This is a genomic window from Parabacteroides caeci, assembly GCF_023656795.1.
Taxonomy (GTDB): Bacteria; Bacteroidota; Bacteroidia; order Bacteroidales; family Tannerellaceae; genus Parabacteroides; species Parabacteroides segnis.
In genome coordinates, this window is record NZ_JAMOKT010000008.1 from 33,414 (window position 1) to 59,998 (window position 26,585).

Sequence of the window (26,585 nt, forward strand, 5' to 3'; positions counted from 1 at the left end):
ATATTTGGAAATTAAAATTTGAATCATAGCTTATATGAATATGAAATACTACAATTTGCTGGCAATACTGCTCCTCTCCGGGATGATAGCCTGTTCCGGTGACAAAAAAGACAGCAGTGAAGGAGAAGAAACTGTTGAAACGGTTTTACCGGACGAAACCAACGAGGTGACCGTGATGACACTGAAGGCTACCGACTTCAACCATGAACTGGTGAGTAACGGCAAATTGTCGGCACGCCGCCATGTCGACCTGCGGTTTCAGTCGGCCGAACCGATCGCTACGATTCATGTAAAGAACGGCGACCGGGTAAGCAAAGGACAAAAGCTGGCTGAATTGTCGACCTTCCGGCTAAAAAACAAAACGGCCACTTCCAAAGATGCCCTGGAACGGGCGAAACTGGAACTGCAAGACGTGCTGATCGGCCAGGGATATGCGCTGGCAGACTCGGCCAAAGTTCCTCCCGCCACCATGCAGCTTGTCCGGGTAAAGAGCGGTTACGACCAGGCGCTTATCCAATACCAGTTGGCAGAATATGAAGAACGGAATGCCGTACTGACGGCTCCTTTCGACGGTATCGTTGCCAATCTGTTTGCCAAACAATATAATACGGCTTCTACCTCCGATATATTCTGCACGGTCATCGATCCGGGTAGCCTGGAAGCAGCGTTCACCGTTCTGGAGAGCGAACTGCCTCTGATCAAGAACGGCGACCGGGTGGAGGTCACTCCTTTTGCCCTGAACGACACGAAAGCCGAAGGACGCATCACCGAAATAAACCCGCTGGTCGACGAAAACGGCATGGTGCAGGTGAAAGCAGCGGTAACGGACAGAGGAAAGTTATTCGAGGGAATGAACGTCCGTGTCAGCATCCACCGTTCGCTGGGCAAACAGCTGGTCGTACCGAAAAGTGCCGTCGTTCTCCGGTCCGGAAAGCAAGTGGTGTTCAAACTCGACAGCACCCGAACCAAAGCGAGCTGGGTATATGTACATACCGGTCTGGAAAATGCAGACAGCTACACGATTACAAGTTCGGAAGGGGACGGCCTGAAAGAGGATGATTTCGTCATTACCAGCGGTAATATCAATCTGGCACACGAGGCACCGGTAACGATAATTGAAAATTAAAACTTTGTTATGGTCAAATTCCTACTACAACGTCCTATCGCGGTACTGATGGCCTTTACAGCCTGTTTTATCGTGGGGTTGGTGACTTACTTTACCATCCCGGTATCGTTGTTGCCCGATATTGCGATACCGGAGATCACCATACAGGTGTCCGGACAGAATACGTCGGCCCGCGAACTGGAGAATACGGTAGTCAAACCGATCCGGCAACAGCTAATGCAGGTGGCTGCCCTACGCGATATACACAGTGAGACACGCGACGGTGCCGGCATCATCCGACTGAGTTTCGACTTCGGGACAAACACGGACCTGGCATTCATCGAGGTGAACGAAAAGATAGACGCTGCCATGAACTACCTGCCGCGCGAAATAGAACGTCCGCGGGTGATCAAGGCGAGCGCAACGGACATACCGGTCTTTTGCCTGAACCTGACACTGAAAACAGGTGACAGCGAAGCTGCTTTCCTGGACCTTTGCCAGTTTGCCGAATCGGTTATCAAACGGCGTATCGAGCAGTTGCCGGAAGTGGCGATGGTGGATATCACGGGGATGATGAAACGGCAGTTGCAGATCGTGCCGGACATGAAAACACTGGAAATGGCCGGTATCACGCTGGATGACCTGGAATCGGCCCTGAATTCGAACAACATCGAGCCGGGAAGCATGACCGTACGGGACGGATATTATGAATACAACATCAAATTCTCAACTTTACTGCGCACACCGGAAGACGTACAAAATATCTATCTCCATAAAAATGAACGTATCTTCCAGCTGAAAGACCTGGCGAAGGTGGCGGTGGTACCGGAAAAGGAGACAGGCGCCTCACTTTCAAACGGGAAACGGGCGGTTACACTGGCTGTGATCAAGCAGGCGGACGAGAATATGGATAACATGAAGGAGGCGTTGCAGGAAGTTACTGCGTATTTCGCAACGGTTTATCCGGATATAGAGTTCAGTGTCAGCCGGAACCAGACGGAGTTGCTGGATTATACGATTTCAAACCTGAAACAGAACCTGTCGCTCGGCTTTATATTTATATGTATAGTGGCTATCCTGTTTTTGGGGGATATCAAGAGCCCGGCAGTGATCGGCCTGAGTATGGTGGTCAGTCTGATCATCAGCTTCCTTTTCTTCTATATGTTCAAGATGTCGCTGAACATCATTTCCCTTTCCGGACTGATTCTGGCACTGGGTATGATGATCGACAGTTCGATCATTGTGACGGAGAATATCATGCAGTACCGGTCGAAAGGGTATACGCTGGAAGAGGCTTGCAACAAGGGGACCAGCGAAGTGATCACCCCGATGCTGAGTTCCACACTGACGACAATCGCCGTATTTGTGCCGCTGGTATTCATGAGCGGTATTGCAGGGGCTATATTCTACGACCAGGCTTTCGCGGTGACGGTCGGGCTGATGGTCTCCTATTTTACGGGTATCATGCTGCTTCCGGTACTCTACAAGCTGGTTTACAGTATTCCCGATATCAAACATACGGGATTCAATCTCCGGATCAACAATCTGATCAAAGAACATACGCTGGACCGCTTCTACGATGCTGGAGTCGATTTCGTGTTCCGTCATAAAAAGTCGAATATCATATTTATCTTCGTTACATTGCCGTTATGCGCCCTGCTGTTTTATGAAGTACCTAAAAGCAGGATGCCTGAGATCGACCAGAACGAACTGATCGCCCATATCGAGTGGAACGAAAACATCCATATCGACGAAAACCGGGAACGGGTGGACAAACTGTTTGCCCAGATCGCAGGCGATCTACAGGAATATACCTCCTATGTCGGTCAACAACAATTCCTGTTGAACCGCGACCGGGAGCTGTCTTCTTCGGAAGCCGAATTATATTTCAAGACAGAAAAATCATCTGCCATCTCTCCCTTGCAGGCAAAGATCACGCAATGGTTGGATACTAATTATCCGCAGGCTGTATTCTCCTTCTCTCCGCCGATTACCGTGTTCGAAAAGTTATTCGTGACGGGAGAAGCTGACGTGGTCGCAGAATTTTATGCCCGCAACAAAGCGGAAGCTCCGGAGGCTCAGGCATTGCACAAACTGGAGTCGCAGATGAGGGCATCTACCGGTATCACACCGGTGGGAGTCGCCTTCGATAACCAGCTGAATATATCGGTCGACAGGCAGAAGTTACTGCTTTATAATGTAAATTACAATGAGGTATACCGCCTGCTAAAAACGGCTTTCAAAGAAAATGAGGTGGCGACTCTCCGTTCCTACCAGCAATATCTGCCGATTGCCCTGGCCGGCGACGGTAAGACGGTGAACGAAGTCTTACAGCAGACACTGGTCCGGACGCAGGCCGACAAAGAGGGAAAAAGCCAGTACATCCCGTTGCAGTCACTGGTTAAGGTGACGCAAGGAGAAGACCTGAAAACGGTTACGGCCGGTAAGAACGGCGAATATATCCCGTTCAGCTTCTATGATGTCAAGAAGGCGGAACCGTTGATGGAAGAGGTGAAGAAGATGGGCGAACAGAACTGGGAGATCGATTTCTCAGGTAGTTTCTTCTCCAACAAACAGATGTTGAATGAGTTGGTGGTGATCCTGCTGATCTCTATCCTGCTGATGTATTTCATCCTGGCAGCCCAGTTCGAGAGCTTCCTGCAACCGCTGATCGTACTGATCGAGATTCCGATCGACGTGGCTGCATCACTGCTGGTACTCTGGATTTGCGGGCATACGATGAACCTGATGAGTGCCATCGGTATCGTGGTGACCTGCGGTATCATTATAAACGACTCCATCCTGAAACTGGATGCGATCAATGAATTACGTAAGGAAGGTGTTCCGTTGATGGAAGCGATCCACGAAGCCGGCCGCCGCCGTCTGCGCCCGATCATCATGACTTCGCTGACCACCATCTTCGGTATGGTCCCGTTGCTGTTCTCATTCGACATGGGTAGCGAGTTACAAAAACCCCTTTCCATCGCCATGATCTCAGCCATGTTCATCGGTACAGCCGTCAGCCTGTTCATCATCCCGCTGGTCTACTGGTTCATCTACCGCAAACACGACCCGAATGCAGTGATCCCTGAAAAACAAACTGAAGTTTAACGAATTATATATAATGCCGTTATGAAGATATGTAAAATATTATTATCGTTCCTGTTATTTACCTCAGTCTATCTGAATGCCCAGCCGCTCACGCTGTCGCTGGAGCGGACGATTGCATTGGCGGCGGATAGTTCGCTGGAGGCATTCAGGACAAAGAATATGTTTTTGGCCGGATACTGGCAATACAGGACATTCAAGGCGGGACGTTTACCAAGCCTGACACTGAACCTGACTCCGGCACAGTATTACCGCGATATCACGCGACGATATGATTCCGAGAATGATATCGATGTTTACAGAAAACAGCAATCTTATTATGCAGAGGGCGGCCTCGCCATCAAACAGAATTTCGACTTGTTGGGAGGTACTTTCTATCTGGATTCGGATTTAGGGTATATGCGTAATTTCGGGGATAATGCTTATAACCAGTTTACGACCGTGCCGATCCGAATCGGTTATAACCAAAGTCTGTTAGGATATAACCCCTTCCGGTGGGAGCGAAAAATCGAGCCGCTCAAATATGAGAAAGCGAAAAAAGAATTACTGTACAATATTGAAAATATCAGTGAGCAGGCTACCTCCTACTTCTTTGCTCTGGCCATGGCACAGGCGGAATATGATCTGGCTAAAGAAAATGTAGCGTCAACCGATACCTTATACCAGACAGGACAGGAGCGACATAAGATTGCATCGATCAACAAAGCAGAGCTGCTGACATTGAAACTGGATGCCGTCAACGCACGCAATACATTACAAAACGCGGAAATATCTCTGAAAAGAGCGATGTTCAGTCTCGCTTCTTTCCTCAACTTCGACAAAAACACGGAAATACGACTAAACCTGCCGGGGCGTCCGAAAGATATGCAGATTTCTGTTGACGAAGCTTTGACACTTGCCCGCGAAAACAACCCGAAGTTCCTTGACACCAAACAACAGGTACTAGAAGCCGAACAGCAAGTGGATAAGACAAAAAAAGAGGCCATGTTCAATGCCTCCATCAACGCCAGCATAGGATTCAACCAGGTTGCGACCAAACTGAGTGACGCATACCGTGACCCGCTGCAACAAGATATGGTATCCGTCTCCGTATCTATCCCTCTCGTCGATTGGGGTGTACGGAAAGGAAAACATAACATTGCCAAGAATAATCTGAATGTGACACAGATTTCCGCCCGCCAGGAGGAACTGACGGTAGAGGAAGATGTGATCATGACTGTCGGTGACTTCAATATCCAGCAAAACCTGATCTCAAGCGCAGAAGAGGCGCTCGACCTGGCTGTTATGGCTTACAGTGAGACAAAACAACGGTTTATGATCGGGAAGGCGGACATCAACAGCCTGACCTTATCGCTGAACCGCCAGCAGGAGGCACAGCGCAACTATATCTCCGCCCTGCAAAATTACTGGCTGAGTTATTTCAAAATACGGAAACTGACGCTGCATGATTTCGAAACCGGCATATCACTGGCACGGGAATTTGATTTTACGCACGGACTATAAGTAACAGATTCAATGAGCACATCTCCCAAGATATCATCCTTTACGATCATCGTCACCTTCCTTTGTGTGGCGCTGACAGGACTGGCTTTCATCCCTCTCCTGCCGATCAAGCTGTCTCCCTCGCGCACATTGCCCCGGCTGACCGTCAGCTATAATATGCCCGGCAACTCGGCACGTGTAATCGAGATGGAGGTCACTTCGCGGCTGGAATCGATGCTGGCACGTATCAAGGGGATCAAGGAGATCAACTCCACCTCCGGAAACGGCTGGGGATATGTGACACTGGAACTTGACAAACATACCAATATCGATGCCGCCCGTTTCGAGGCATCCACGATCGTACGCCAGACATGGCCCAGCCTGCCCGACGGATTAAGCTATCCGATACTGGAGATGAGCCGCCCGGACGACAAGGAATCCGGCCCGTTCATGACCTATACGCTGAATGCGGCAGCTACTCCGATCTTTATCCAACGGTTTGCGGAGGACCAGATCAAACCACGCCTCGCAGGTATCCCGGGTATTTACCGGATCGATGTACGCGGGGCCACGCCGATGGAATGGCGGCTGGAGTATGACAGCCGGCAACTCGTGTCGCTCGGTATTACCACCAATGACATACAGAATGCGATCGCCCAATACTATAACAAAGAATTCCTGGGAACCGGAAATGTCAATACGAACGAACAGGAGGAATGGATTCGTCTCGCCCTGATACCGGAAGATGTACGGGATGGTTTCGAGGCTTCCCACATAACCGTCACCAGTAAAGAAGGGAAGCTGATACGCCTGGACCAGTTACTGAAAGTCACCCGCCAGGAAGAGGCTCCCCAAAGCTATTACCGTATCAACGGACTGAACTCAATCTATCTTTCCATCCGTGCGGAAGAGACAGCCAACCAACTGGAACTCGCCAAACAGGTAAAAGAGGAGATGGAGCATATCCGCCGGTTATTACCGCAGGGATATGAGGTACATACCAGTTATGACGCGACCGAGTTTATCCAGAATGAACTGGATAAGATATATGTACGTACGGGACTTACGATCCTGATTCTTTTATTGTTCGTCCTGCTGATCACCCGGAATGTGCGCTATCTGTTCCTGATCGTGGTCAGCCTGAGCGTAAACCTGTGTATTGCCGTTATCTTTTTCTATCTGGCAAAACTGGAAATGCAGCTTTACTCGCTGGCGGGAGTTACCATATCGTTAAGCCTGGTGATCGACAATACGATCGTAATGACCGATCATATACGCAACCGCCATAACCGCAAAGCCTTCCTTTCCATCCTGACGGCAACGCTGACTACTATCGGGGCGCTGGTAATCATTTTCTTCCTCGATGAAAAAATACGGTTGAACCTACAGGATTTTGCAGCTGTCGTAATCATCAACCTGGCTGTGTCGCTGGCGACCGCCTTGTTCTTCGTTCCTGCCCTGATAGAGAAACTGGGACTGGGACAAAAGAAAAGCGCTGCCCGGAAAGCGAAGCTCTCCCTGAAGCCAAAAGCCACCTGGTTTCCGCGGATCAGAAGGTGGGGGAACAGATTTTTAAAACGGTTCCCGGTCTATTTCAACAGATATTACCATGCACAGATCAGTTTCCTTTACCGATGGAAAAAGACAGCATGTTTCCTGTTAGTACTGGCTTTCGGATTGCCGGTCTTCCTGCTCCCCGAAAAAATAGAAATGGATGATAAGGACAAGGTATATACGGCTACAGACTCGCTGCTCATTGAAAAATATAACAAGATTGTCTCAAGCGAGACCTATAAGGAGAAAGTCAAGCCGATAGTGGATAAAGCACTGGGAGGAACCTTGCGCCTGTTCGTGCAAAAAGTGTATGAAGGCAGTTATTTTACCCGCAACGACGAAACGGTCCTCTCGGTCACCGCCTCACTCCCCAACGGGACTACACTGGAACAGATGAATCAGTTGATGGGACGCATGGAAGCTTACCTCAGCACATTCAAGGACATACGCCAGTTCCAGACGAACATTTACAGTGCGCGGCAGGCGGGCATACGCATTTATTTCACCAAAGCGGCAGAGCGAAGCGGGTTCCCTTATACGCTGAAAAGCAAGATTATCAGCAAGGCGCTGGAACTGGGCGGCGGCAGCTGGGGTGTATACGGACTCCAGGACCAGGGCTTCAGCAACGACGTACGGGAAGGAGCAGGTTCGTTCCGTATTGAAATGTTCGGCTATAACTATGACGAATTATATGAATGGGCGGAACAGCTAAAAGCAAGACTGCTTACCTACCGCCGTATCAAGGAAGTACTGATCAACTCCGAATTCTCCTGGTGGAAAGATGATTATCAGGAATTCTATTTCAATCTGGACAAGGCACGGATGGCACAGGAAAATATCCTGCCGATCGAACTGTTCGCCTCCATCAACCCGGTGTTCGGGAAAGATATCTACAGCGGTACGATCGTTGTCGACAATGAAACGGAAAAGCTGAAACTAAGTTCGCGCCAGTCAAAAGATTATGATGTCTGGAGCATGCAATACGTCCCCCAGAGCATTAAGGGCAAACCTTATAAACTGTCGGAACTGGCCACCGTCGAAAAAGGACAGATGCCGCAGAAAGTAGCCAAGGTAAACCAGCAATACCGCCTGTGCCTTCAATATGAATATATCGGCGCATCCAATCAGGGGACCAAGATACAGGAACGTGTATTGAAAGAATTCAACGCGTCGTTACCGATGGGATACACTGCCAAATCGGATAGTAATTACTGGAGTTGGAACACCAAAGACAATAAACAGTATCTGTTATTGCTGCTGATCATTGCCATTATTTTCTTTACGACCAGTATTCTGTTCAATTCGCTGAAACAACCGCTGGCTGTTATCTTTGTCATCCCTATCTCCTATATCGGGGTGTTCCTGACATTCTACTGGTTCAAGCTGAATTTCGACCAGGGAGGATTTGCGTCGTTTGTCCTGTTATGCGGTATCACGGTAAATGCAAGTATCTATATATTAAACGAATATAACCAACTACGCGAAGCCAGGCCCAAAATGCCTGCCTGGCGCCTTTACCTGAAAGCATGGAATGCCAAGATCACACCGATCTTCCTGACCGTGATCTCTACCATACTCGGATTTATTCCGTTCATGTTAGGTCCCGATAAAGAAGCGTTCTGGTTTCCGCTGGCAGCCGGGACCATCGGCGGATTGACCATGTCGATCCTCGGTATCTTCATATACCTGCCTATTTTTACTTTGAAGAAATAATCATCTTGTTAATACTTAACCGCCAATAACTGTTTTTCTTTCTTAATTTTGTGATATTCTTGGACGATTTGTTAATTATCCAAACCCTTCTTACGTCTTAAATGTTTTATCCAGGAGCAGAAAAGTTGCAGAAGTTGAAAGTCCGATATCACCCTAAAAATAATTTAAAGATGAAAGTTTTATTTAAGTATCTACACCTATTATCCCTCTCTACGAGCGGAGCGTTACTTTTGTGCATTGTATTTGCTGCAAACCCCGAAATTGCTGAAGGAACCATCACAGGTAAAGTATTCTGGTTTCATTTCTCTATTTTATTACTAGCATTCAGTGTATTGTTTATGGAAGCCACAGTGAAAAAAAGCAATTTTACCTTCTCATTACCCGACGGACTTTTATTACTTTTTGCCGGTCTGGCCCTACTGACTTACAACTATGAGTTGGACCCGGAACCTGAAAGACTTCTTTTCGCCGGACAAATTACGACCTTATGGTTTATGCTGCGAGCCACGTTGCAAGCCCACCCGGAACTCAGGCTTTTCTTTCTGTCCATTATTATATGTACAGGTATCTTTGAAGCGGCCTGGGGAATGGGGCAACTGTACGGGGGACCATCGACAAACCATCCGCTGCTCAAAGGTGACGGACTTATTTTCAGCTCCGGTCCTTTCTCCGGATATCTGGCAATCGTACTTCCCGTATGCCTGAACCTGGCTTTACGGTTCCGCGATTGCGACAAACTCGCCTGGTGGGAAACAAGGACGATGCTATTCTACCTGTCGGCATTCACGATCACACTCATCCTGATAGGGCTTCCCGGCGGGAAAAGCCATTCGGCGTGGCTGGCAGCCGGAATCTCATGCTGCTGGGTCTTCTATCTCCGGAAATCAGGGTGGCAGTTATTGAAAAAAAGGGCTATAAAGCATAATAAAGCAGTGATTGTCAGCTGTATTGTCTTATTCATCGTTATTTCCGGATTGCCGACATTGGGCAGTGTTTTCAGTACCGAGAAATCCGCCAACCGGATGCTGATGTGGAACGTAACGACCAAAGCCATACTGAACAAGCCTGTCACCGGCACTGGTCTGGGAGGTTTCCCCGTGTCATTCGCCCAGACACAAGCCGACTATCTCGCGTCGACGAAAGCCTCCGATACGGAACGGATGGCTGCGACCTGTCCCCCTTTCGCCTTCAACGATTATTTGCAGATAGGGCTCGAATTCGGTATTGCCGGACTGCTTCTTTTTGCGTTATGGATCGCTTTCTGCCTCTATTACGGGCTGAAAAACAAACAGGTCGGGGCAACGGGAGGTATCCTTTCGTTACTTTTCTTCTCCATGTATTCCTATCCGTTGCAACTACCGTCATTCTGGGTTCTGCTAATCTTCTTCTCGGCAATGTGTGTCACTCGGACGGAAAAACAGCAGAAACCGTCCGTGAAAAGTTTCCCTTACATCGGAACATTCGCTGCATTGGTCGCCTGTATCCTGTTTTTCGGACAGCGGAGTTATTACGAGCCGTACAAAGAATGGAAGACTTTGCGGATCCTGGTAGAAAAGGAGGAACAGAAGGTTGCCGCACAAGGATATATGAGCCTGTACCCGCGCCTCTCCCACCGGACCGAGTTCCTGCTGGAAGGCGCCCGGTGCTTGCAACAATCCGGACAGTATTCGAATGCCATCATCTGGAGCTACCGGGCCATCCGGCTGACTGCCAATCCGGAGTTCTATTATATCCTTGCGGAAAGCCATCAGCAACTCGGACTTTACAGGCAGGCAGAGAAATATCTGTTGCAATGCCTCTACATTCTCCCGGAACAGATAGACACCTATTACCTGCTGACAAAATTATATGCGGAAACAAACTACTACCACCCGGACAAGCTCAGGCTGGCCGCCCATTCCGTGTTGACCAAACAGCCGGACACCTGCTTCAGGCCCGTCAGGCAGATGAAAGAGGAAGTCTATCAACTGCTTTTACAACAAATGGCAAACAGTAAATAGAACAATCCCTCTATTTTTATTGCACAATTAAATTATATCCCCTATCTTTGCCGAAATTTTGGAAGGAAGAGTTTCATGACGAATAAGATACATAAATGTAATCCGATGTTTATTTCCGGTTCAACGCCGGATATCGAAGCTCATTTCTTTAATTTACGGGATAATAATTTCTTTATATAAGATGCGTTGGTTATTTTTACTAACGCATTTTTTTTGTGTCCCGCAAGTGGCGATTTGATGAGATATAACATTCTATAAAATATTAATAAACAAAACAACCCAATTACTATGTCGAAGATTGGAATCAAAAAGGTGATTGTTCTGGGCTCGGGTGCCCTGAAGATCGGACAGGCCGGAGAGTTTGACTATTCCGGTTCACAAGCATTGAAGGCACTGAAAGAAGAAGGTATCAGTACCGTTTTGCTGAATCCGAACATTGCAACTATCCAAACATCGGAAGGGGTAGCAGACAAAGTGTACTTCCTGCCTATCACTCCGTATTTTGTTGAAGAAGTAATCAAAAAAGAACAACCGGACGGAATCCTGCTGGCTTTTGGTGGCCAGACTGCCCTGAACTGCGGTACTCAGTTATACACCAGCGGCACACTTGCCAAATATGGCGTAAAGGTACTGGGAACTTCTGTTGAAGCTATCATGTACACAGAAGACCGCGACCTGTTTGTAAAGAAACTGAATGAAATCGACGTAAAAACTCCGATCAGCGAGGCCGTTGAAACGATGGAAGATGCAGTGAAAGCTGCTTACAAGATCGGTTTCCCGGTAATGATCCGTTCTGCCTATGCACTGGGGGGTATGGGTAGCGGTATCTGCAAGGATGAAGCAGAACTGCGTACACTGGCAGAAAGCGCTTTCGCTTATTCTTCACAGATCCTGGTGGAAGAATCGCTGAAAGGCTGGAAAGAAATTGAATTCGAAGTAATCCGCGATAAAAACGACCATTGCTTCACGGTTGTAAGCATGGAAAACGTCGACCCGCTGGGTGTACATACCGGTGAAAGTATTGTGGTTGCTCCAACCTGCTCACTGACCGACAAGGAGCTGGATCTGCTGAAAGAACTGTCTATCAAGACGATCCGCCACCTGGGTATCGTAGGTGAATGTAACATCCAGTACGCATTCAACTCGGATACTTTCGACTATCGTGTGATCGAAGTGAACGCTCGTCTGAGCCGTTCTTCCGCACTGGCATCCAAAGCAAGCGGTTATCCTCTGGCTTTCGTTGCCGCTAAACTGGCATTGGGTTATGGTTTGGATGAAATCGGCGAAATGGGTACTCCGAACTCTGCATACAAAGCTCCGGAAGTTGATTATATGATCGTTAAGATCCCGCGTTGGGACTTGACTAAGTTCGTTGGCGTAAGCCGCCTGATCGGTTCAAGCATGAAATCTGTCGGTGAAATCATGTCGATCGGTAAGAGCTTCGAAGAGATCATGCAGAAAGGTCTGCGTATGATCGGACAGGGCATGCACGGTTTCGTAGGAAACAACGACCTGGAATTCGACAACCTGGACGACGCCTTGGCTAACCCGACCGACCTGCGTATCTTCGCCGTAGCAAAAGCGCTGGAAGAAGGGTATACCGTAGAGCGTATCCACGAACTGTCAAAGATCACTCCGTGGTTCCTGAACGGTTTGAAAAATATCGTAGACTATGCGAAAGTATTGTCTCAATACAATAAGATCGAAGATCTGCCCGAAGAAGTGATGAAGGAAGCTAAACGCTTAGGTTTCTCTGACTTCCAGATCGCCCGTTACGTTGAGAATCCGGAAGGAAACATGGAAAAAGAAAACATCCGTGTACGTAACCTGCGTAAGAAAATGGGCGTCCTGCCAAGCGTAAAACGTATCAACACGATCGCTTCCGAACATCCGGAACTGACGAACTACCTGTACATGACATACGATGGCAGCGAACATGATATTCCTTACTACAAGAACGACAAGAGCGTGGTTATCCTGGGTTCAGGTGCTTACCGTATCGGTTCTTCCGTAGAGTTCGACTGGTGTTCGGTCAATGCAGCCCAGACAGCCCGCAAGTTGGGTTACAAGTCGATCATGATCAACTATAACCCGGAAACGGTTTCTACCGACTACGATATGTGCGACCGTCTGTACTTCGACGAACTTTCTTTCGAACGTGTACTCGATGTAATGGACCTGGAAATGCCGAAGGGTGTAATCGTATCCGTGGGAGGTCAGATTCCGAACAACCTGGCAATGAAACTGTATCGCCAGAATGTTCCGGTGCTGGGTACTTCTCCGCTGTCGATCGACCGCGCTGAGAACCGTCACAAATTCTCCGCGATGCTGGATACACTGGGTATCGACCAGCCGCGTTGGGCAGAGTTGACCAGTATGGAAGAGATCGACGGATTTATCGAAAAGGTAGGATTCCCGATCCTGATCCGTCCGTCATATGTACTTTCAGGGGCTGCGATGAATGTTTGCCACAACAAGGAACAAATGATCGAATTCCTGGATCTGGCCGCTAAGGTATCCAAAGAATATCCGGTTGTCGTATCCGAATTCCTGCAAGGAGCGAAAGAAGTTGAATTCGACGCTGTAGCCATGAACGGCGAAGTGGTTGAATATGCAATCTCCGAACATATCGAGTTTGCCGGTGTTCACTCAGGTGACGCTACACTGGTATTCCCGGCTCAGAAAATCTATTTCGAAACAGCACGCCGCATCAAGAAGGTGAGCAAAATGATCGCCAAAGAGCTGAACATCAGCGGTCCGTTCAATATCCAGTTCCTGGCTAAGAACAACGACGTGAAGGTAATCGAATGTAACCTGCGTGCATCACGTAGCTTCCCGTTCGTATCCAAAGTGCTGAAACGCAACTTTATCGAAACGGCTACACGCATCATGCTGGATGCTCCTTATACCAAACCGGACAAGAGCGCTTTCGATATTGACTGGATCGGTGTAAAAGCATCTCAGTTCTCATTCGCCCGTTTGCATAAAGCCGACCCTGTACTGGGTGTGGATATGAGCTCGACCGGTGAAGTAGGTTGTATCGGCGACGACTTCAACGAAGCATTGCTGTCTGCCATGATCGCTGTTGGCAACAACATTCCTAAAAAGAATATCCTGGTTTCTTCGGGAGCAGCCAAGAGCAAAGTAGATTTGCTGGAACCCTGCCGCCTGCTGAGCACAAAGGGATATAAGATCTATGGTACTGCCGGAACCGCCAAGTTCCTGAACGAGAATGGAATCGAAGCGACTGCCGTATGCTGGCCGGATGAACAGGGCGACCTGAATATCATGGATATGTTCAGCAACCACGTATTCGAACTGGTTGTAAACATCCCGAAAGACCATAGCAAACGCGAGCTGACCAACGGTTACAAGATCCGTCGTGCTGCGATCGATCATAACATTCCATTGATCACCAACGCTCGTCTGGCTAGTGCATTTATCGAAGCATTCTGCACGATGGATGTAAAAGATATCCAGATCAAAGACTGGCAAGATTACAAATAAGCAAATATTTTTATTATATTTGTAACCATAATACGTAGAGACAGGGTATTACCTTGTCTCTACCTGTTTAATTTTAAATCATGCCCATGTACAGACTGCCGTTATTGTTCCTGACATTCATGCTGACATTCCTGGTCGCGCATGCATCGGTAGTCGTCCCTAATTTATTCGTAAAAAACTTCTCGGTAGATGATTATAAAGCCAGTTGTCAGAACTGGGGACTGTCGGTAGCCTCCGACGGCGTGCTCTATGTAGCCAATAATTCCGGACTGCTCACATTTGACGGAAACACCTGGAAGCATTATGAGACACCCGACAAATCGGTTATAAACGGCGTTACATTCCTCAACGACACGATCTATACCATCAGCGAAGGTTCTTTCGGAGGATGGACCCTCGACCATTTAGGTGTTATGCGTTACCATAAGCTCTCCACGATACCGGCAGAAGTCAAGTTTAAAGAACCGCCCGCTTCTATCCCGTTTATCCTGCCCGACGAGATACTGCATGCACAACCCTCCGTCTTTACAACTATAAACGACCTGTATTTCATCGGCACCACCAACAACGGATTATATATAACAAGCCCGGAAGGGACTATCCTGCGCCACCTGTCAACCCACGACCAGTCATTACCCGACAATATCGTGCGCGCCATCTGCATCCAGGATGCGCAACAGATATGGCTGGCTTTCGACAATGGCATCTCACAGATCACTTTCGACCCCTCGATCATTTTGCTGGGGAAACGAAGCCAGATAGGAAAACTGAAAAATGCTACGCTCTTCAACGACACATTATATATCCAGACAAATATCGGATATTTCAAAAGGACATTAGACGCCGGTGATCATTTTGAGCCGGTCGATATAAAGAAAGAGACATTCCACCTCCTGCCACAGAACAGTGTGTACGACTCGCTCCGTGTCAGCAATGTATTCTACGACACCGAATCATTGGGTGAGTTTGCCCATGCCGAACAGATTTATCCTATCGGCGATAACACCTATTGGCTTTGTGTCAAAAACGAAGCCGGCCTGTTCCATAACGATAACGGGAAAGGGACACTGAAATGCCGTATTCTGCTCAATAACTACAATATGAATATGGTGAGCAGAGACCGGAGAATATATCCTTTGAATGACACGCTTCACCTGATCTCAGCCATGCAGGGAGCCTTGCTGGTCAATATACGCGACCTGATAGAGGGAAGCCTCGGCCCTGCCACGCCCCTGCAAATATCCGAAATAAAGTATATCGACAAACATGGCGTACACAACCTGCCGGTCAATTCGGAAAAGATCACCCTCCCCCATAATTTCCAGGAACTTTCCGTTTATGTAGGAAGTACGATCTTTACCCCGAACCATCAGATCAGTTATATGATAGAAGGTGTTTCTTCAAACTGGTCGCCCTGGCAAAAAGGCGGAGAGATCTCTTTCCTGCAACTTCCGGAAGGCAAATATGTACTCAAGATCCGCAAATATGTAGTAAAAGGGCCGTACCTTGAAATCGCCATTCCGATCACCGTCCGCCCGGCCTGGTACAACACGATATGGGCATGGCTGATCTATATCATCGCCATCGCCGTAATAGGTAAATACACACTCAGCTACCATCTGAAAAACCTGCAACGGGAAGAAAAAAGCAAGCTGGATGCAAAAAGGCAGGCGGAAGAACAGAAAATCCAGCAGATGAAAAGCCGGATGCTGGAAGCCGAGCTGCAAAACAAGAATAACGAACTGACCCTGCAAACCTCCGCCCTGGTAAAAAGAAACCAGGCGGTACAGAAACTGCTTGACGAACTGGAGCAACAGAAAGAGACATTGGGCGACCGGTATCCGAACAAACTGTATACCCGGATGAAAAACCTGATGGAAGAATCGTTGAACGACCAGGCGGACTGGTTGTTGTTTGAGACGCATTTCAACAGCGCCCATCAGAATTTCATTGACCGGTTACGCCAACAATACTCCGACATTACCACCGGCGACTTACGTATCTGTTGCCTGCTCCGCATGAATCTTTCCACCAAAGAAATCGCATCATTGTTAAACGTATCAGTCCGTGCGATAGAATTACGACGGTACCGGTTAAGAAAGCGCCTGTCACTCGACAGCGATACGAATCTCATTGATTTCCTCATGAATTTCTAAAAAGTATTTTCTAGAATCAGTATTCCACCAAACTGCTATTATACAATTAATTACCCGCTACTGTAGTAGACATGAGAAAGGCTTGATGTAGTATTTCCTCTCATACAAAACATTTGCGCAAGTAGTGTAGTAGTACTTTTTAATCGTTATGTTTCTAAATGTGTTTCCTTTGCCAGTGCAATTGAATCTTAATTTCTATAGACATGATGAAGCACGATTTGGAAGAACAACTGGAAGAGTTGGAAAGGCAGGGTATCAGTCGCCGCCATTTCCTCAAAATATTAACAGCAGCAGGAGTTATAACTGCTGTGGGTACACAAAAAGCTCATGCATTCTCTAGCAATGCAAAAGGGAAAATCCTGATAATCGGTGGAGGGGCTGCCGGAATTAGTATGGCTGCACGTTTGATGCACTGGTTGGATAGCCCGGACATTACATTGATAGACCCCAGCGACCGACAGTTCTACCAACCCGGCTTTACATTGATCGCCTCCGGTGTTTATAAACCGGACGAAGTATGGAAGAAGCAGGAAGATTGCATTCCCGACGGCGTAAAATGGATTAAAGATTCTGTTGCCGCCGTTGACCCGGTCATGAACCTGGTAACAACGAACAACAATGGAAAAGTCGCTTATGACTTTTTGGTCCTGACACCAGGCATACAGATTAACTGGGAAAAGGTGGAAGGGATTACACACGATACATTAGGAGCAGGAAATGCTCACTGTATATATGATTACGAAGGTGCACAAAAAACCTGGAAAGCGCTTCAGGAATTCGCAAAGACAGGCGGCCGTGGTATCTACACAGATACATACACAAAGCATAAATGTGGCGGAGCACCGAAAAAGATTTGTTTGCTGACAGAAGATTACAGCCGCAAACAAGGCACACGGGACAATTTGAAACTGGATTACTTCACGGCTGCGAAAGAGCTGTACGATATTCCGTTTTATACTCCCCGTCTGCTGGAGATTTACAAGGAACGTAATATTCCCATCAATCTCAACGTTCGCGTGAAAGGTGTCGATACGGCAGCCAAACAGGTACATTTTGAAAAGGTTGAAACAGTCGGAGAAGAGAAAGTATATACTCCATTCGTGGAAGATTATGATTTCCTTCATTTCACTCCGCCTATGTCGGCTCCCGATTTCGTTCGCGAGGCCGGTCTGGGATGGACGGAAGGCAAACTGGCTGCCGATGCCTGGGTGATGGTTGATAAAGCGACACTGGTTCACAAAACTTATCCGAACATCGTCTCCCTGGGAGATGTTGCCGGGATACCGACCAGTAAAACATCTGCGGCAGTACGCATGCAAGTGCCGATCGCTGCCAAAAACCTGATCTCGTTGATGGAAGGCAAAGAACCTGTTGAGAAATACAACGGATATGCTGCCTGCCCGATCGTAACAGACTATGGACACGTACTGTTGTGCGAGTTCGACTATGATAAAAAGCCGGTTCACTCGTTCCCGTTCAGCATGCTAGACACATCCAAGGAACAATGGGCGGCCTGGTTACTGAAAGTTTACATGTTGAAACCGATGTATTTCTACGGAATGCTGAACGGTTACGCATAACGGACCAAAATAACAACTCCCTATAATTCAAATGCCAAACTACAGAAAATCCCCGGCCTCAATCTCTGAGCCGGGGATTTTGTTTTATTATCCCCTACCCACCCTCCAACTAAAAGGAAGGCTACCACTTATTAAGTCGAAACTCCTTACTCACTAGAACGAAAGTCCTTACCCACTACTATCAGGGTGTACAGGCTAGTGGATTACCCTGTACACCTTGGCTAGTTATCCTGTACACCATAATCAACTACGGTGTACACCCTGAAAACACTAAGTCGTAACCTTTGAATTAGTTAGTCCATAGTTTAGTCTTAATAATTAGTAGGATTACTCCATCTTCCGATAATATCGGGGCGTATAACCCGGCAATAACTCCGGATGGAATACCCATACAAGGTCTTTCAGGAGGTAATCGGGATGTATCGGAAATTCCTCGTAATAGGGTACTATTCCCGTATTACAGGTATAAATCCGGCGGTTCTTAAAGGCATCAAAGTTTTCATAGGGCGTATACTCGGTACGAAGGTCTTTATAGGTCATGTCGTTTGTCTGATTATATTTGATCAGCCACATATTGGCATGGATCGCCTTGTCGAGTACGGTTTCAAAAGCCAAAGGGGTACTGCCCGCTCCGGGAAGGTCTTTGAAGATATAATCGGCTCCGGCATCGTTGTAGAGATGGGCGACATAGCTATCGCCTGCCGGCATATACCAGGAAGAACCGAATTTCTTTTCGGAGATGACGGTCGGACGGTTAGTGACTGTCTTTGCCAGCTCTTTCAGTTCCAGATATCGGTCTTCCGTTTTCCGGAAGATTGAATCCGCCATCGCTTCCTTACCGAATAACAAGCCATAGAAACATATCCATTCAGTCCGCCCCAACGGCAACGACTCCATGTAATCGGCAGCCTCAATGATAGGAATACCCAGTTTCTCGGCAGGTCCGTATCCTGCATTCTGAAAAGGAGAAGCTATAATGATCTCTGCCCCTATATCTATAATCTTTTCGATATTCGGCGCCGTCGCCTCTCCCAAATCGGCAATCTTTCCGGCACGCAAACCTTCCTGAATGGAAGGCGTATCCATATACCGGGGTTCACACACGCCGATCACCTTATCCGCTTCCCCCAACTGATCGATAATAGCCGCATGAACAGAGGTATAAACCACGATATTCTTCACCGGTGTCCGCACAACCGTCCCTTTAGGCAAATCACCGGGCATCGACGCACCGCGCTCCACCAACAGATAACGTTGCAGGATACGGGTACTAGTACTATCCCAAGGGTCGCGGACTTCTACCGATGTATAATTGTTGAAGTGCTGAATGGTGAAACCACGGGCATAGCGGATAGTATCAGAAGAAAACGACTGATCTTCAGAAGAACTCTGCTTCACACTGCAACTGAGTGTGAAGCAAAGTAGAAAGAGGGTGGATATAGAAAACTTCATCTTATTTATTACCAGCCGAAATCACCTTAATAGGATTCAGACCTGCTTCAAATTTAAACTGTAACTTACCAGCCGGATTAAATGTGTACACATCTCCATTATTAGTATAATTAGATTCAGTCACAAAAACATAGCTTGACGGGGTATCAGCACCTATTTTATAAGGCTTTTTAATATCCGTTCCATCCGTGATAAAGTCAGTGCTGATTACCTTTTCGTTTATTGCATCATAACAGATATAAGAAATAGTCTGATTCCAGTTTGCATCATACTGTGAATAAATGATATAAAGTTTATCACCTACAGCTGCAAATTCTGTCGCATTCGTTTCCGTTATTGTTGTCACTTCATCTGTTTTAGAATCAATTTTCTGAAATGTATTAGGAATATCGCCATAGTTACCCATAGAAATCAGATAAACGTCACCCTGACTGTCAGCCAGCAAATTCACCGGATTAGTAACAACTTCTATTTTAGTCTTTTCTTTAAAAGTAGGAAGGTCAACGACAGAGACAGTTTTATCATATCCCACAGCGGTGTTAAAATCCGCACCACCAGAGTTTGCTACATACAATTTGTTATTAGCTATAGCCATCTGTTCGGGATTACGTCCTACTTTCACCTTACTTTCAACAGAAAGCGAAGTTGTATCCAAACGAGCTACATAACCATCATACAATGATACATACACTTTTCCATTATAACAAGAAAAGAAACGTGGCTGTAACGGATCGCCATCAGAAACGATTTGTTTCAAAGACTTACCTTGTAAATCTGTCACCTCTATTGTATTAGAATTAGTGACAGCTATATAAGCCTTTGAGCCATAAACCAGGATATCATTGGCTGTATCTCCCAATCCGCGTCCGTTGACTTTCTTAAAGATATCCGCTTCTACTTTTTTGGTCTCGAAATCATAAAATGACAACGAAGAGTTGTTATTCCCTTTATTTCCACTATTCAACACATAGACTCCATTCAAAGAGATCTGTTCCGGAAGAGATGGGATTTCCTGTTTATCATCATCATCACTACAACCCATAAAGGAGAAAGACATACAAGCACAAAGTGCAGATACATACAGCAAATTTTTCTTTTTCATCACTTATTTATTTATCATTAATAAACTATACTCACACTCAAACGCCAGGAACGTCCCGGCATTGGATAGTATTGAATAATATCATATGTTTTGTCACCCAGGTTAATCACTTCTCCCTGCAAACGCAACTTACATTTTTTTACCGCAAACTCACGGTTAATGGATATTCCCTGTTCTACATATCCGGCAATCAGGTTACTTTCTATGTTTTGAGGCAAAGCATACCTGTCACCCGCCGCAGTCAAGTTATAAGAGACGTTAACCCACGGATTCTCCAAGGTCAACGACGCATTTCCCGAATGTTTCGGAGTATAAGGTATCTGATCTTTGTAATTTTTTGCGTCGGGATCAGTTATATCGATTGCTTTCTGAAAACTATAGGTGGCAGAAAGGAGTAAGGTCATCTTTGCCGGTAGAGGTGTTTCCGATGAGAAATTCACATCCAGACCTTTGATATCTACTTCTCCCATATTCATCATCTTCCATATATACATCGTCGGGATAGCAACAATCTTGTCCTTCACCTTATTATAATAACCATCGGCCGAAAGACTCAGATAGCGAAAGAGATTCCCAGCTTCCCCGCTCCAGGTCAGCCCCAGATTATATTGTGTAGCCTTTTCCGGTTGCAGGTTCGTATTCCCCATACGGAGATAATACAGATCGGTGAAAGTCGGGACACGGAAAATATCCTTGTAAGAAGCACGTACACGAAAGGCATTATCGGGAAAAGGCCTCAACGATACGCTAACCGCAGGAGACAAACGTTTACGGTCAGCCGGTTTATCGCCAGCCTTTACCTTGTCGGTCATATAAGTACCCAGCAAACTGGCTGTTGCTGTAAACATCGAGTTCTTATATTGGGCGGATAATACCGACAGTGAAGTCAAACGCTTGGGTTGCGGGGCATTCATAAAGTTATTATCCAGCATATTATGGGCTAAATCAGTCGTAAGAGAGGTTGAGAAATTCTTCCAGGGTGAATAAAGTACGCCTACCGAACCGTAATACTCTTCCTGGGTATTCAAATCCTCTTGCTTACCTCCTGAGTATTTATTACTTACATCACGGTATTTGCTGAAAGAGTAATTATACTTAGCATGTGCCTGCAAAGATAAATTGTCCGTTAATTTGTTGGAATACTGCAACTGGGTAAAGAAATTATTGTTCCACAAGCGTTCCCGGTTACTGCTGCTATATAATATCACCGAACCGGGGAGTCCGCGTTCGGAATCGTAATAATAGACCTTACCGGTCAATGCTCCCGCCTTACCCAAGTCGCCATACAGATTACCTTCCAGGCGAAGTGCCTGAATATCGCTGTTCTTCCTTTTTTCTTCCGTTACAACATCTCCGTTTACCAAAGTAAAAGGGTATTCCCCTTTTGCACTTAGCCAGTCGGCATGCAAAGAAGCGGAAAAGCGGTTACTTATCTTCTGTTCATAACGAAGCATCGGGTTGAACAAACCAAAAGAACCTCCTTTGACTTTCGCCTGAAGATTCATCGGTTTTCCATCGAATACAGGTTTACGTGTCTTCACACTCAACGCCCCTGCCGACGCATACATCCGTGCCGTCTGGAAAATATCATCCGATTGCCCGATCGACAGCGAGATCATCTCCACATTATCCAACGAGAAGCGGCTGATATCCACCTGCCCGCTCTGGGCATCCGTGATCGTTACGCCGTCATAACTGACAGCCGTATGTTGTGCTCCCAGGCTACGGACTGAAACCGTCTTCAGCCCCCCTATCCCACCGTAATCTTTCACGGTAGCACCGGAGAAACGTTTGACTGCCTCCGACAAATCCTGTATGCCGAGCCGTTCGATACCCGAACGGTCCATCACTTGTAAAGGTGTAGCCTCGCGGGTTGTGGAAGGACGCGCCTTTTCCACGACCTCAACACCTTTCAGCTGGTGATAAACAGTCGTATCGATCTGCTGTGCGTGCAGAACAGGCACGCACAGAAATATGCCTGCCAGGCATATAAATACTATAATAAATAATGTACGCATATATCAAGTTCCATCAACACCTTACCCGAGGCATTATATAATAGAATAATGGCAGGTTTTCTGACTTGTTCTCCCATGATCGGCCGCCTTCCCAAGGATCCTAAAATCCTCAGTGGCAACAAGATTTGCCGGGGTTACAGAACTTACAGCTACGGGTACAGTTCCGGATTTGCACCGGATTCCCTATTACTAACGGCCGGCGAAAGCCAGACCGTTACACCATAATCCGGTGACAAAAGTACAAATAATATCAATTACTATGCCTGATAATTTAAAATACTACTTTTGGCAATATAATTTAACAGATCATACCACCATCCCCCAAACCACTCCGCACACAAAATACCAACCCTTATTCTTCAAAAACAGCATAATTTTTCCTCAAATTGTTCCATATCACAAAACAATTGGTTCATTTCAGAATGACTACAAAATTAGTTTAAAGTTTAACTAAATGCAAAAAAGCCAAAAAAGTAATATGTTCGGGTTTCCGACAGGTTGTTTTCGTAATATTGCACGGTTGAAAAAATATATTGACGAGGTTTAAAAAGAATTGTATGGGAGAAACAAAAGGTTATGTTTCGCAGGTTATCGGTCCAGTCGTGGATATTCACTTCGATAATGAAAAAGAAGAGAAAATAGTGCTACCCCGCATTCATGACGCCATGGAGATAACCCGTCCTAATGGGAAAATACTGATCGTGGAAGTTCAGCAGCACATTGGGGAAAACACAGTCCGTACAGTCGCTATGGATACGACAGACGGACTGCAACGAGGAATGGAAGCCGTATCATGCGGTTCGCCCATTACCATGCCGGTCGGCGATCAGGTAAAGGGGCGTTTGATGAACGTGACAGGCGATCCGATCGACGGGATGAAAATGCTGGATAAAAAAGGAGCTCTCCCTATCCATCGTGAGCCGCCGAAGTTTGAAGATCTGACAACTAGCAAAGAGGTGCTCTACACCGGTATCAAGGTGATCGACCTGCTGGAACCCTATTCCAAAGGAGGTAAAATCGGATTGTTCGGTGGCGCCGGAGTCGGAAAGACGGTTCTTATCATGGAACTGATCAATAACATTGCCAAAAAGAATAACGGTTTTTCTGTTTTCGCCGGCGTGGGTGAACGTACCCGTGAAGGTAACGACCTGCTGCGCGAAATGATACAGTCGAATGTAATCCGTTACGGTAATGAATTTAAGGAAAGTATGGAAGCCGGTCACTGGGACCTGTCGAAGATAGACCACGAAGAACTGGCTAAATCGCAGGCGACACTGGTGTTCGGACAGATGAACGAACCGCCGGGAGCACGTTCGTCGGTCGCCCTCTCAGGACTGACCATCGCCGAATCGTTCCGCGACCTGGCTCCGGAAGGCGAGACTCGCGATATACTGTTCTTTATAGATAATATCTTCCGTTTCACGCAGGCCGGTTCCGAAGTATCCGCCCTGTTGGGACGTATGCCGTCGGCAGTAGGTTATCAGCCGACACTAGCTACCGAAATGGGAGCCATGCAGGAACGTATCACCTCTACGAAAAAAGGTTCCATTACCTCCGTACAGGCTGTTTACGTACCGGCAGACGACTTGACCGACCCGGCACCGGCAACGACCTTTACGCACCTGGATGCTACCACCGTGCTGAGCCGTAAGATTACCGAACTGGGTATCTATCCGGCAGTCGACCCGCTGGAATCGACCTCCCGTATCCTCGACCCGCTGGTCGTAGGCAAGGAACATTACGAAACGGCACAGCGTGTGAAACAGATACTCCAGCGTAACAAGGAGTTGCAGGATATTATCTCTATCCTGGGTATGGAAGAACTTTCGGACGAGGACCGCCAGACGGTTAACCGCGCCCGCCGTGTACAACGTTTCCTGTCGCAACCTTTTGCCGTGGCGGAACAATTCACCGGCGTACCGGGCGTAATGGTCTCTATCGAAGACACCATCCGCGGATTTAATATGATCATGGACGGTGAAACCGACGATATCCCTGAACAGGCCTTCCTGAATGTAGGAACGATTGAAGATGTGATTGAAAAAGGAAAGAAACTGGCAGAACAAGCAAATTAAAAACGTATGGAACTGGAAATCATATCCCCTGGTGGCGTTTTATTCAAAGGAGAGACAGATTATGTATCCTTTTCGGGTACGGCAGGTTCGTTCGACGTCCTGCCCCATCACGCTCCGATGATCGCTGCCTTGGAAGAAGGCGTTATCCGGTACCAGACAAATGAAAAGAAAGAACAAGAAATAAAAATACAGAGCGGATTCGTCGAGATAAAAGGCGATATCCTGTCTGTATGCATCGAATAAAAAAATACGATCATGAGCGGTAGATTAAGAATGAAGCTAATGGGCTTGACTACCTTTATTAATGTAGTTATCGGCGTCTCCCTGGGAGGCTTGTTATACACCATCTGGCCTTCGCATTATTATGAGTGGTATCCGTCGATACCGATGTTTTACTGGTTAAGCAGTATGTTAATGATCTATTTTCTGGATCATGTCAAACGGAAACACGGAGACGTCACGGTTGTTACTTATATGGTAGTCCGCCTTTGCAAATTCACGCTCGCACTGGTTTTCCTGTGGCTTTATGCCGCTTTGGTCGGACAGAACCTGAAAGCCTTCGGCTTCACGATGATGTTGTTCTATTTCATTTATCTTGTACTGGAAACATATACATTGTATCTGTTTGAGAAAAAGAGAATGATTAGTGAGAAAAAAGAAAAAGATGAACAGAATAAAAAATAACGGCCTGCTTTGGTTTACTTTCTTGTTACTGGTTTGCATCAGCTTTCCGGTAAGCGCCTCCACAAATGCGAAACAAGGTGAGGTAGATGTGCAGGATATCGTATTCTCACACATCAAGGATGCCTACACCTGGCACATCACGGAGTGGAACGGGAAAGAGATTTCCATTCCGCTGCCCGTCTTGCTGAAAAGCGAAGAACGCGGATGGGACTTGTTCCTCTCCTCACACCTGCATCATGGTAATGTGCATCATAACTATTACATCGCCAAGGAAGGGAAACATGCCGGAAAGGTGGTAGAGAAAAACAGCAGAGGCGAAGAAGTAAAACCCTGGGACTTGTCGCTTACAAAAAACGTATGTGGCCTGCTTCTCAGTTGTGGCTTACTGCTTTTCATCGTGCTGCGTACCGCCCGCTGGTATAAAAAGCATCCGTATGAAGCCCCCGGAGGATTTACCGGGTTGATGGAGATGGCGGTCATGTTCATACATGACGGCGTAGTGAAGGAAGGAATCGGCAAAGAATATAAGCCTTTCTCTTCTTATCTGCTGACGGTCTTCTTCTTCATCCTGATAAACAACCTGATCGGTATTATTCCGATTTTCCCGGGAGGAGCCAATATCACCGGCAATATCACAATTACCGCCGTGCTCGCTTTATGTACGTTCCTGGCGGTGAATCTGTTCGCCACCAAAGAATACTGGAAGGAGATATTCTGGCCCAACGCCCCTATCTTCCTAAAGTTACCGTTGCCGATCATGCCCTTCGTGGAATTTTTCGGCATACTCACCAAGCCGTTCGCCCTGATGATCCGTCTGTTTGCCAATATCATGGCCGGACATACAATCATTCTGGCGTTGACTTGCCTGATATTCATCACCGCCTCGATGGGAACAGCCATAAACGGTACGATGACAATCGTATCCGTATTGTTCACCGTGTTTATGAACTGTCTCGAACTGTTGGTGGCATGCCTTCAGGCCTATATATTCACCCTGTTGTCGGCCAACTATATCGGATTGGCCAAAGTACGGGAATGAACAAACATAT

At 46.9% G+C, this 26,585-nt stretch carries 15 protein-coding genes and 1 riboswitch; of the genes, 12 read left to right on the forward strand and 3 right to left on the reverse strand.

The window, feature by feature from the left end:
- The first annotated feature begins 40 nt into the window (after positions 1–40).
- From NBH15_RS05865 to NBH15_RS05900, 8 genes are all read left to right on the forward strand, one after another.
- The gene (locus tag NBH15_RS05865) at positions 41–1,126 is read left to right on the forward strand and encodes an efflux RND transporter periplasmic adaptor subunit (RefSeq protein WP_044246119.1); all 1,086 of its coding nucleotides are present in this window, start codon (positions 41–43) and stop codon (positions 1,124–1,126) included.
- Positions 1,127–1,135: 9 nt separating this feature from the next.
- Entirely contained in the window at positions 1,136–4,216 is a 3,081-nt protein-coding gene (locus tag NBH15_RS05870; protein ID WP_250822189.1) for an efflux RND transporter permease subunit, read from the forward strand.
- A gap of 21 nt (positions 4,217–4,237) precedes the next feature.
- Positions 4,238–5,716, forward strand: a complete 1,479-nt coding sequence (locus NBH15_RS05875; protein WP_250822190.1) for a TolC family protein — start codon at positions 4,238–4,240, stop codon at positions 5,714–5,716.
- 12 nt (positions 5,717–5,728) lie between these two features.
- Positions 5,729–8,962 carry an efflux RND transporter permease subunit gene (locus tag NBH15_RS05880; protein WP_250822191.1) on the forward strand — a complete coding sequence of 1,078 codons (3,234 nt, stop codon included), beginning with the start codon at positions 5,729–5,731 and terminating at the stop codon, positions 8,960–8,962.
- A gap of 170 nt (positions 8,963–9,132) precedes the next feature.
- Positions 9,133–10,962 carry an O-antigen ligase family protein gene (locus NBH15_RS05885; protein ID WP_250822192.1) on the forward strand — a complete coding sequence of 610 codons (1,830 nt, stop codon included), beginning with the start codon at positions 9,133–9,135 and terminating at the stop codon, positions 10,960–10,962.
- Positions 10,963–11,250: 288 nt separating this feature from the next.
- Positions 11,251–14,469, forward strand: a complete 3,219-nt coding sequence (gene carB, locus NBH15_RS05890) for a carbamoyl-phosphate synthase (glutamine-hydrolyzing) large subunit (protein ID WP_250822193.1) — start codon at positions 11,251–11,253, stop codon at positions 14,467–14,469.
- Positions 14,470–14,555: 86 nt separating this feature from the next.
- A complete protein-coding gene (locus NBH15_RS05895; protein WP_128133883.1) occupies positions 14,556–16,625 on the forward strand; it encodes a ligand-binding sensor domain-containing protein in 2,070 nt (689 codons plus the stop codon).
- Between the two features lie 203 nt (positions 16,626–16,828).
- Positions 16,829–18,205, forward strand: coding sequence for an NAD(P)/FAD-dependent oxidoreductase (locus NBH15_RS05900; protein WP_007655629.1), 1,377 nt, complete (start codon positions 16,829–16,831; stop codon positions 18,203–18,205).
- Positions 18,206–18,532: 327 nt separating this feature from the next.
- On the opposite strand, the gene NBH15_RS05905 is transcribed toward NBH15_RS05900, so the two are convergent.
- From NBH15_RS05905 to NBH15_RS05915, 3 genes are read right to left on the reverse strand one after another with little or no spacing between them, the layout of a single operon-like run.
- Positions 18,533–19,657 carry an ABC transporter substrate-binding protein gene (locus NBH15_RS05905; protein WP_250822194.1) on the reverse strand — a complete coding sequence of 375 codons (1,125 nt, stop codon included), beginning with the start codon at positions 19,655–19,657 and terminating at the stop codon, positions 18,533–18,535.
- A gap of 1 nt (position 19,658) precedes the next feature.
- Positions 19,659–20,759 carry a YncE family protein gene (locus NBH15_RS05910; RefSeq protein WP_244050327.1) on the reverse strand — a complete coding sequence of 367 codons (1,101 nt, stop codon included), beginning with the start codon at positions 20,757–20,759 and terminating at the stop codon, positions 19,659–19,661.
- Positions 20,760–20,776: 17 nt separating this feature from the next.
- A complete protein-coding gene (locus NBH15_RS05915; protein WP_250822195.1) occupies positions 20,777–22,777 on the reverse strand; it encodes a TonB-dependent receptor plug domain-containing protein in 2,001 nt (666 codons plus the stop codon).
- Positions 22,778–22,810: 33 nt separating this feature from the next.
- A riboswitch (cobalamin riboswitch) is annotated at positions 22,811–23,016 on the reverse strand.
- A 318-nt stretch (positions 23,017–23,334) separates the two neighbouring features.
- Here NBH15_RS05915 and atpD point away from each other — a divergent pair.
- From atpD to atpB, 4 genes are read left to right on the forward strand one after another with little or no spacing between them, the layout of a single operon-like run.
- A complete protein-coding gene (atpD, locus tag NBH15_RS05920; RefSeq protein ID WP_244050329.1) occupies positions 23,335–24,852 on the forward strand; it encodes a F0F1 ATP synthase subunit beta in 1,518 nt (505 codons plus the stop codon).
- Between the two features lie 6 nt (positions 24,853–24,858).
- A complete protein-coding gene (locus tag NBH15_RS05925; protein ID WP_250822196.1) occupies positions 24,859–25,095 on the forward strand; it encodes a F0F1 ATP synthase subunit delta/epsilon in 237 nt (78 codons plus the stop codon).
- Between the two features lie 12 nt (positions 25,096–25,107).
- Positions 25,108–25,536 (forward strand): hypothetical protein, encoded by a 429-nt coding sequence (locus NBH15_RS05930; protein ID WP_128133879.1) that lies wholly within the window; start codon positions 25,108–25,110, stop codon positions 25,534–25,536.
- Positions 25,517–26,575 carry a F0F1 ATP synthase subunit A gene (gene atpB / locus NBH15_RS05935; RefSeq protein ID WP_250822197.1) on the forward strand — a complete coding sequence of 353 codons (1,059 nt, stop codon included), beginning with the start codon at positions 25,517–25,519 and terminating at the stop codon, positions 26,573–26,575. Before NBH15_RS05930 ends, atpB begins: the two co-directional genes overlap by 20 nt.
- Positions 26,576–26,585: the final 10 nt, after the last annotated feature.

Bases quoted from the DNA above. Each gene is read 5' to 3' on its own strand.
- NBH15_RS05880 (WP_250822191.1), top strand. From the start codon at position 5,729: ATGAGCACATCTCCCAAGATATCATCCTTTACGATCATCGTCACCTTC.
- NBH15_RS05870 (WP_250822189.1), top strand. From the start codon at position 1,136: ATGGTCAAATTCCTACTACAACGTCCTATCGCGGTACTGATGGCCTTT.
- NBH15_RS05900 (WP_007655629.1), top strand. From the start codon at position 16,829: ATGATGAAGCACGATTTGGAAGAACAACTGGAAGAGTTGGAAAGGCAG.
- NBH15_RS05895 (WP_128133883.1), top strand. From the start codon at position 14,556: ATGTACAGACTGCCGTTATTGTTCCTGACATTCATGCTGACATTCCTG.
- atpD (WP_244050329.1), top strand. From the start codon at position 23,335: ATGGGAGAAACAAAAGGTTATGTTTCGCAGGTTATCGGTCCAGTCGTG.
- carB (WP_250822193.1), top strand. From the start codon at position 11,251: ATGTCGAAGATTGGAATCAAAAAGGTGATTGTTCTGGGCTCGGGTGCC.
- NBH15_RS05905 (WP_250822194.1), bottom strand. From the start codon at position 19,657: ATGAAGTTTTCTATATCCACCCTCTTTCTACTTTGCTTCACACTCAGT.
- NBH15_RS05910 (WP_244050327.1), bottom strand. From the start codon at position 20,759: ATGAAAAAGAAAAATTTGCTGTATGTATCTGCACTTTGTGCTTGTATG.
- atpB (WP_250822197.1), top strand. From the start codon at position 25,517: ATGAACAGAATAAAAAATAACGGCCTGCTTTGGTTTACTTTCTTGTTA.
- NBH15_RS05930 (WP_128133879.1), top strand. From the start codon at position 25,108: ATGAGCGGTAGATTAAGAATGAAGCTAATGGGCTTGACTACCTTTATT.
- NBH15_RS05915 (WP_250822195.1), bottom strand. From the start codon at position 22,777: ATGCGTACATTATTTATTATAGTATTTATATGCCTGGCAGGCATATTT.
- NBH15_RS05875 (WP_250822190.1), top strand. From the start codon at position 4,238: ATGAAGATATGTAAAATATTATTATCGTTCCTGTTATTTACCTCAGTC.
- NBH15_RS05885 (WP_250822192.1), top strand. From the start codon at position 9,133: ATGAAAGTTTTATTTAAGTATCTACACCTATTATCCCTCTCTACGAGC.
- NBH15_RS05865 (WP_044246119.1), top strand. From the start codon at position 41: ATGAAATACTACAATTTGCTGGCAATACTGCTCCTCTCCGGGATGATA.
- NBH15_RS05925 (WP_250822196.1), top strand. From the start codon at position 24,859: ATGGAACTGGAAATCATATCCCCTGGTGGCGTTTTATTCAAAGGAGAG.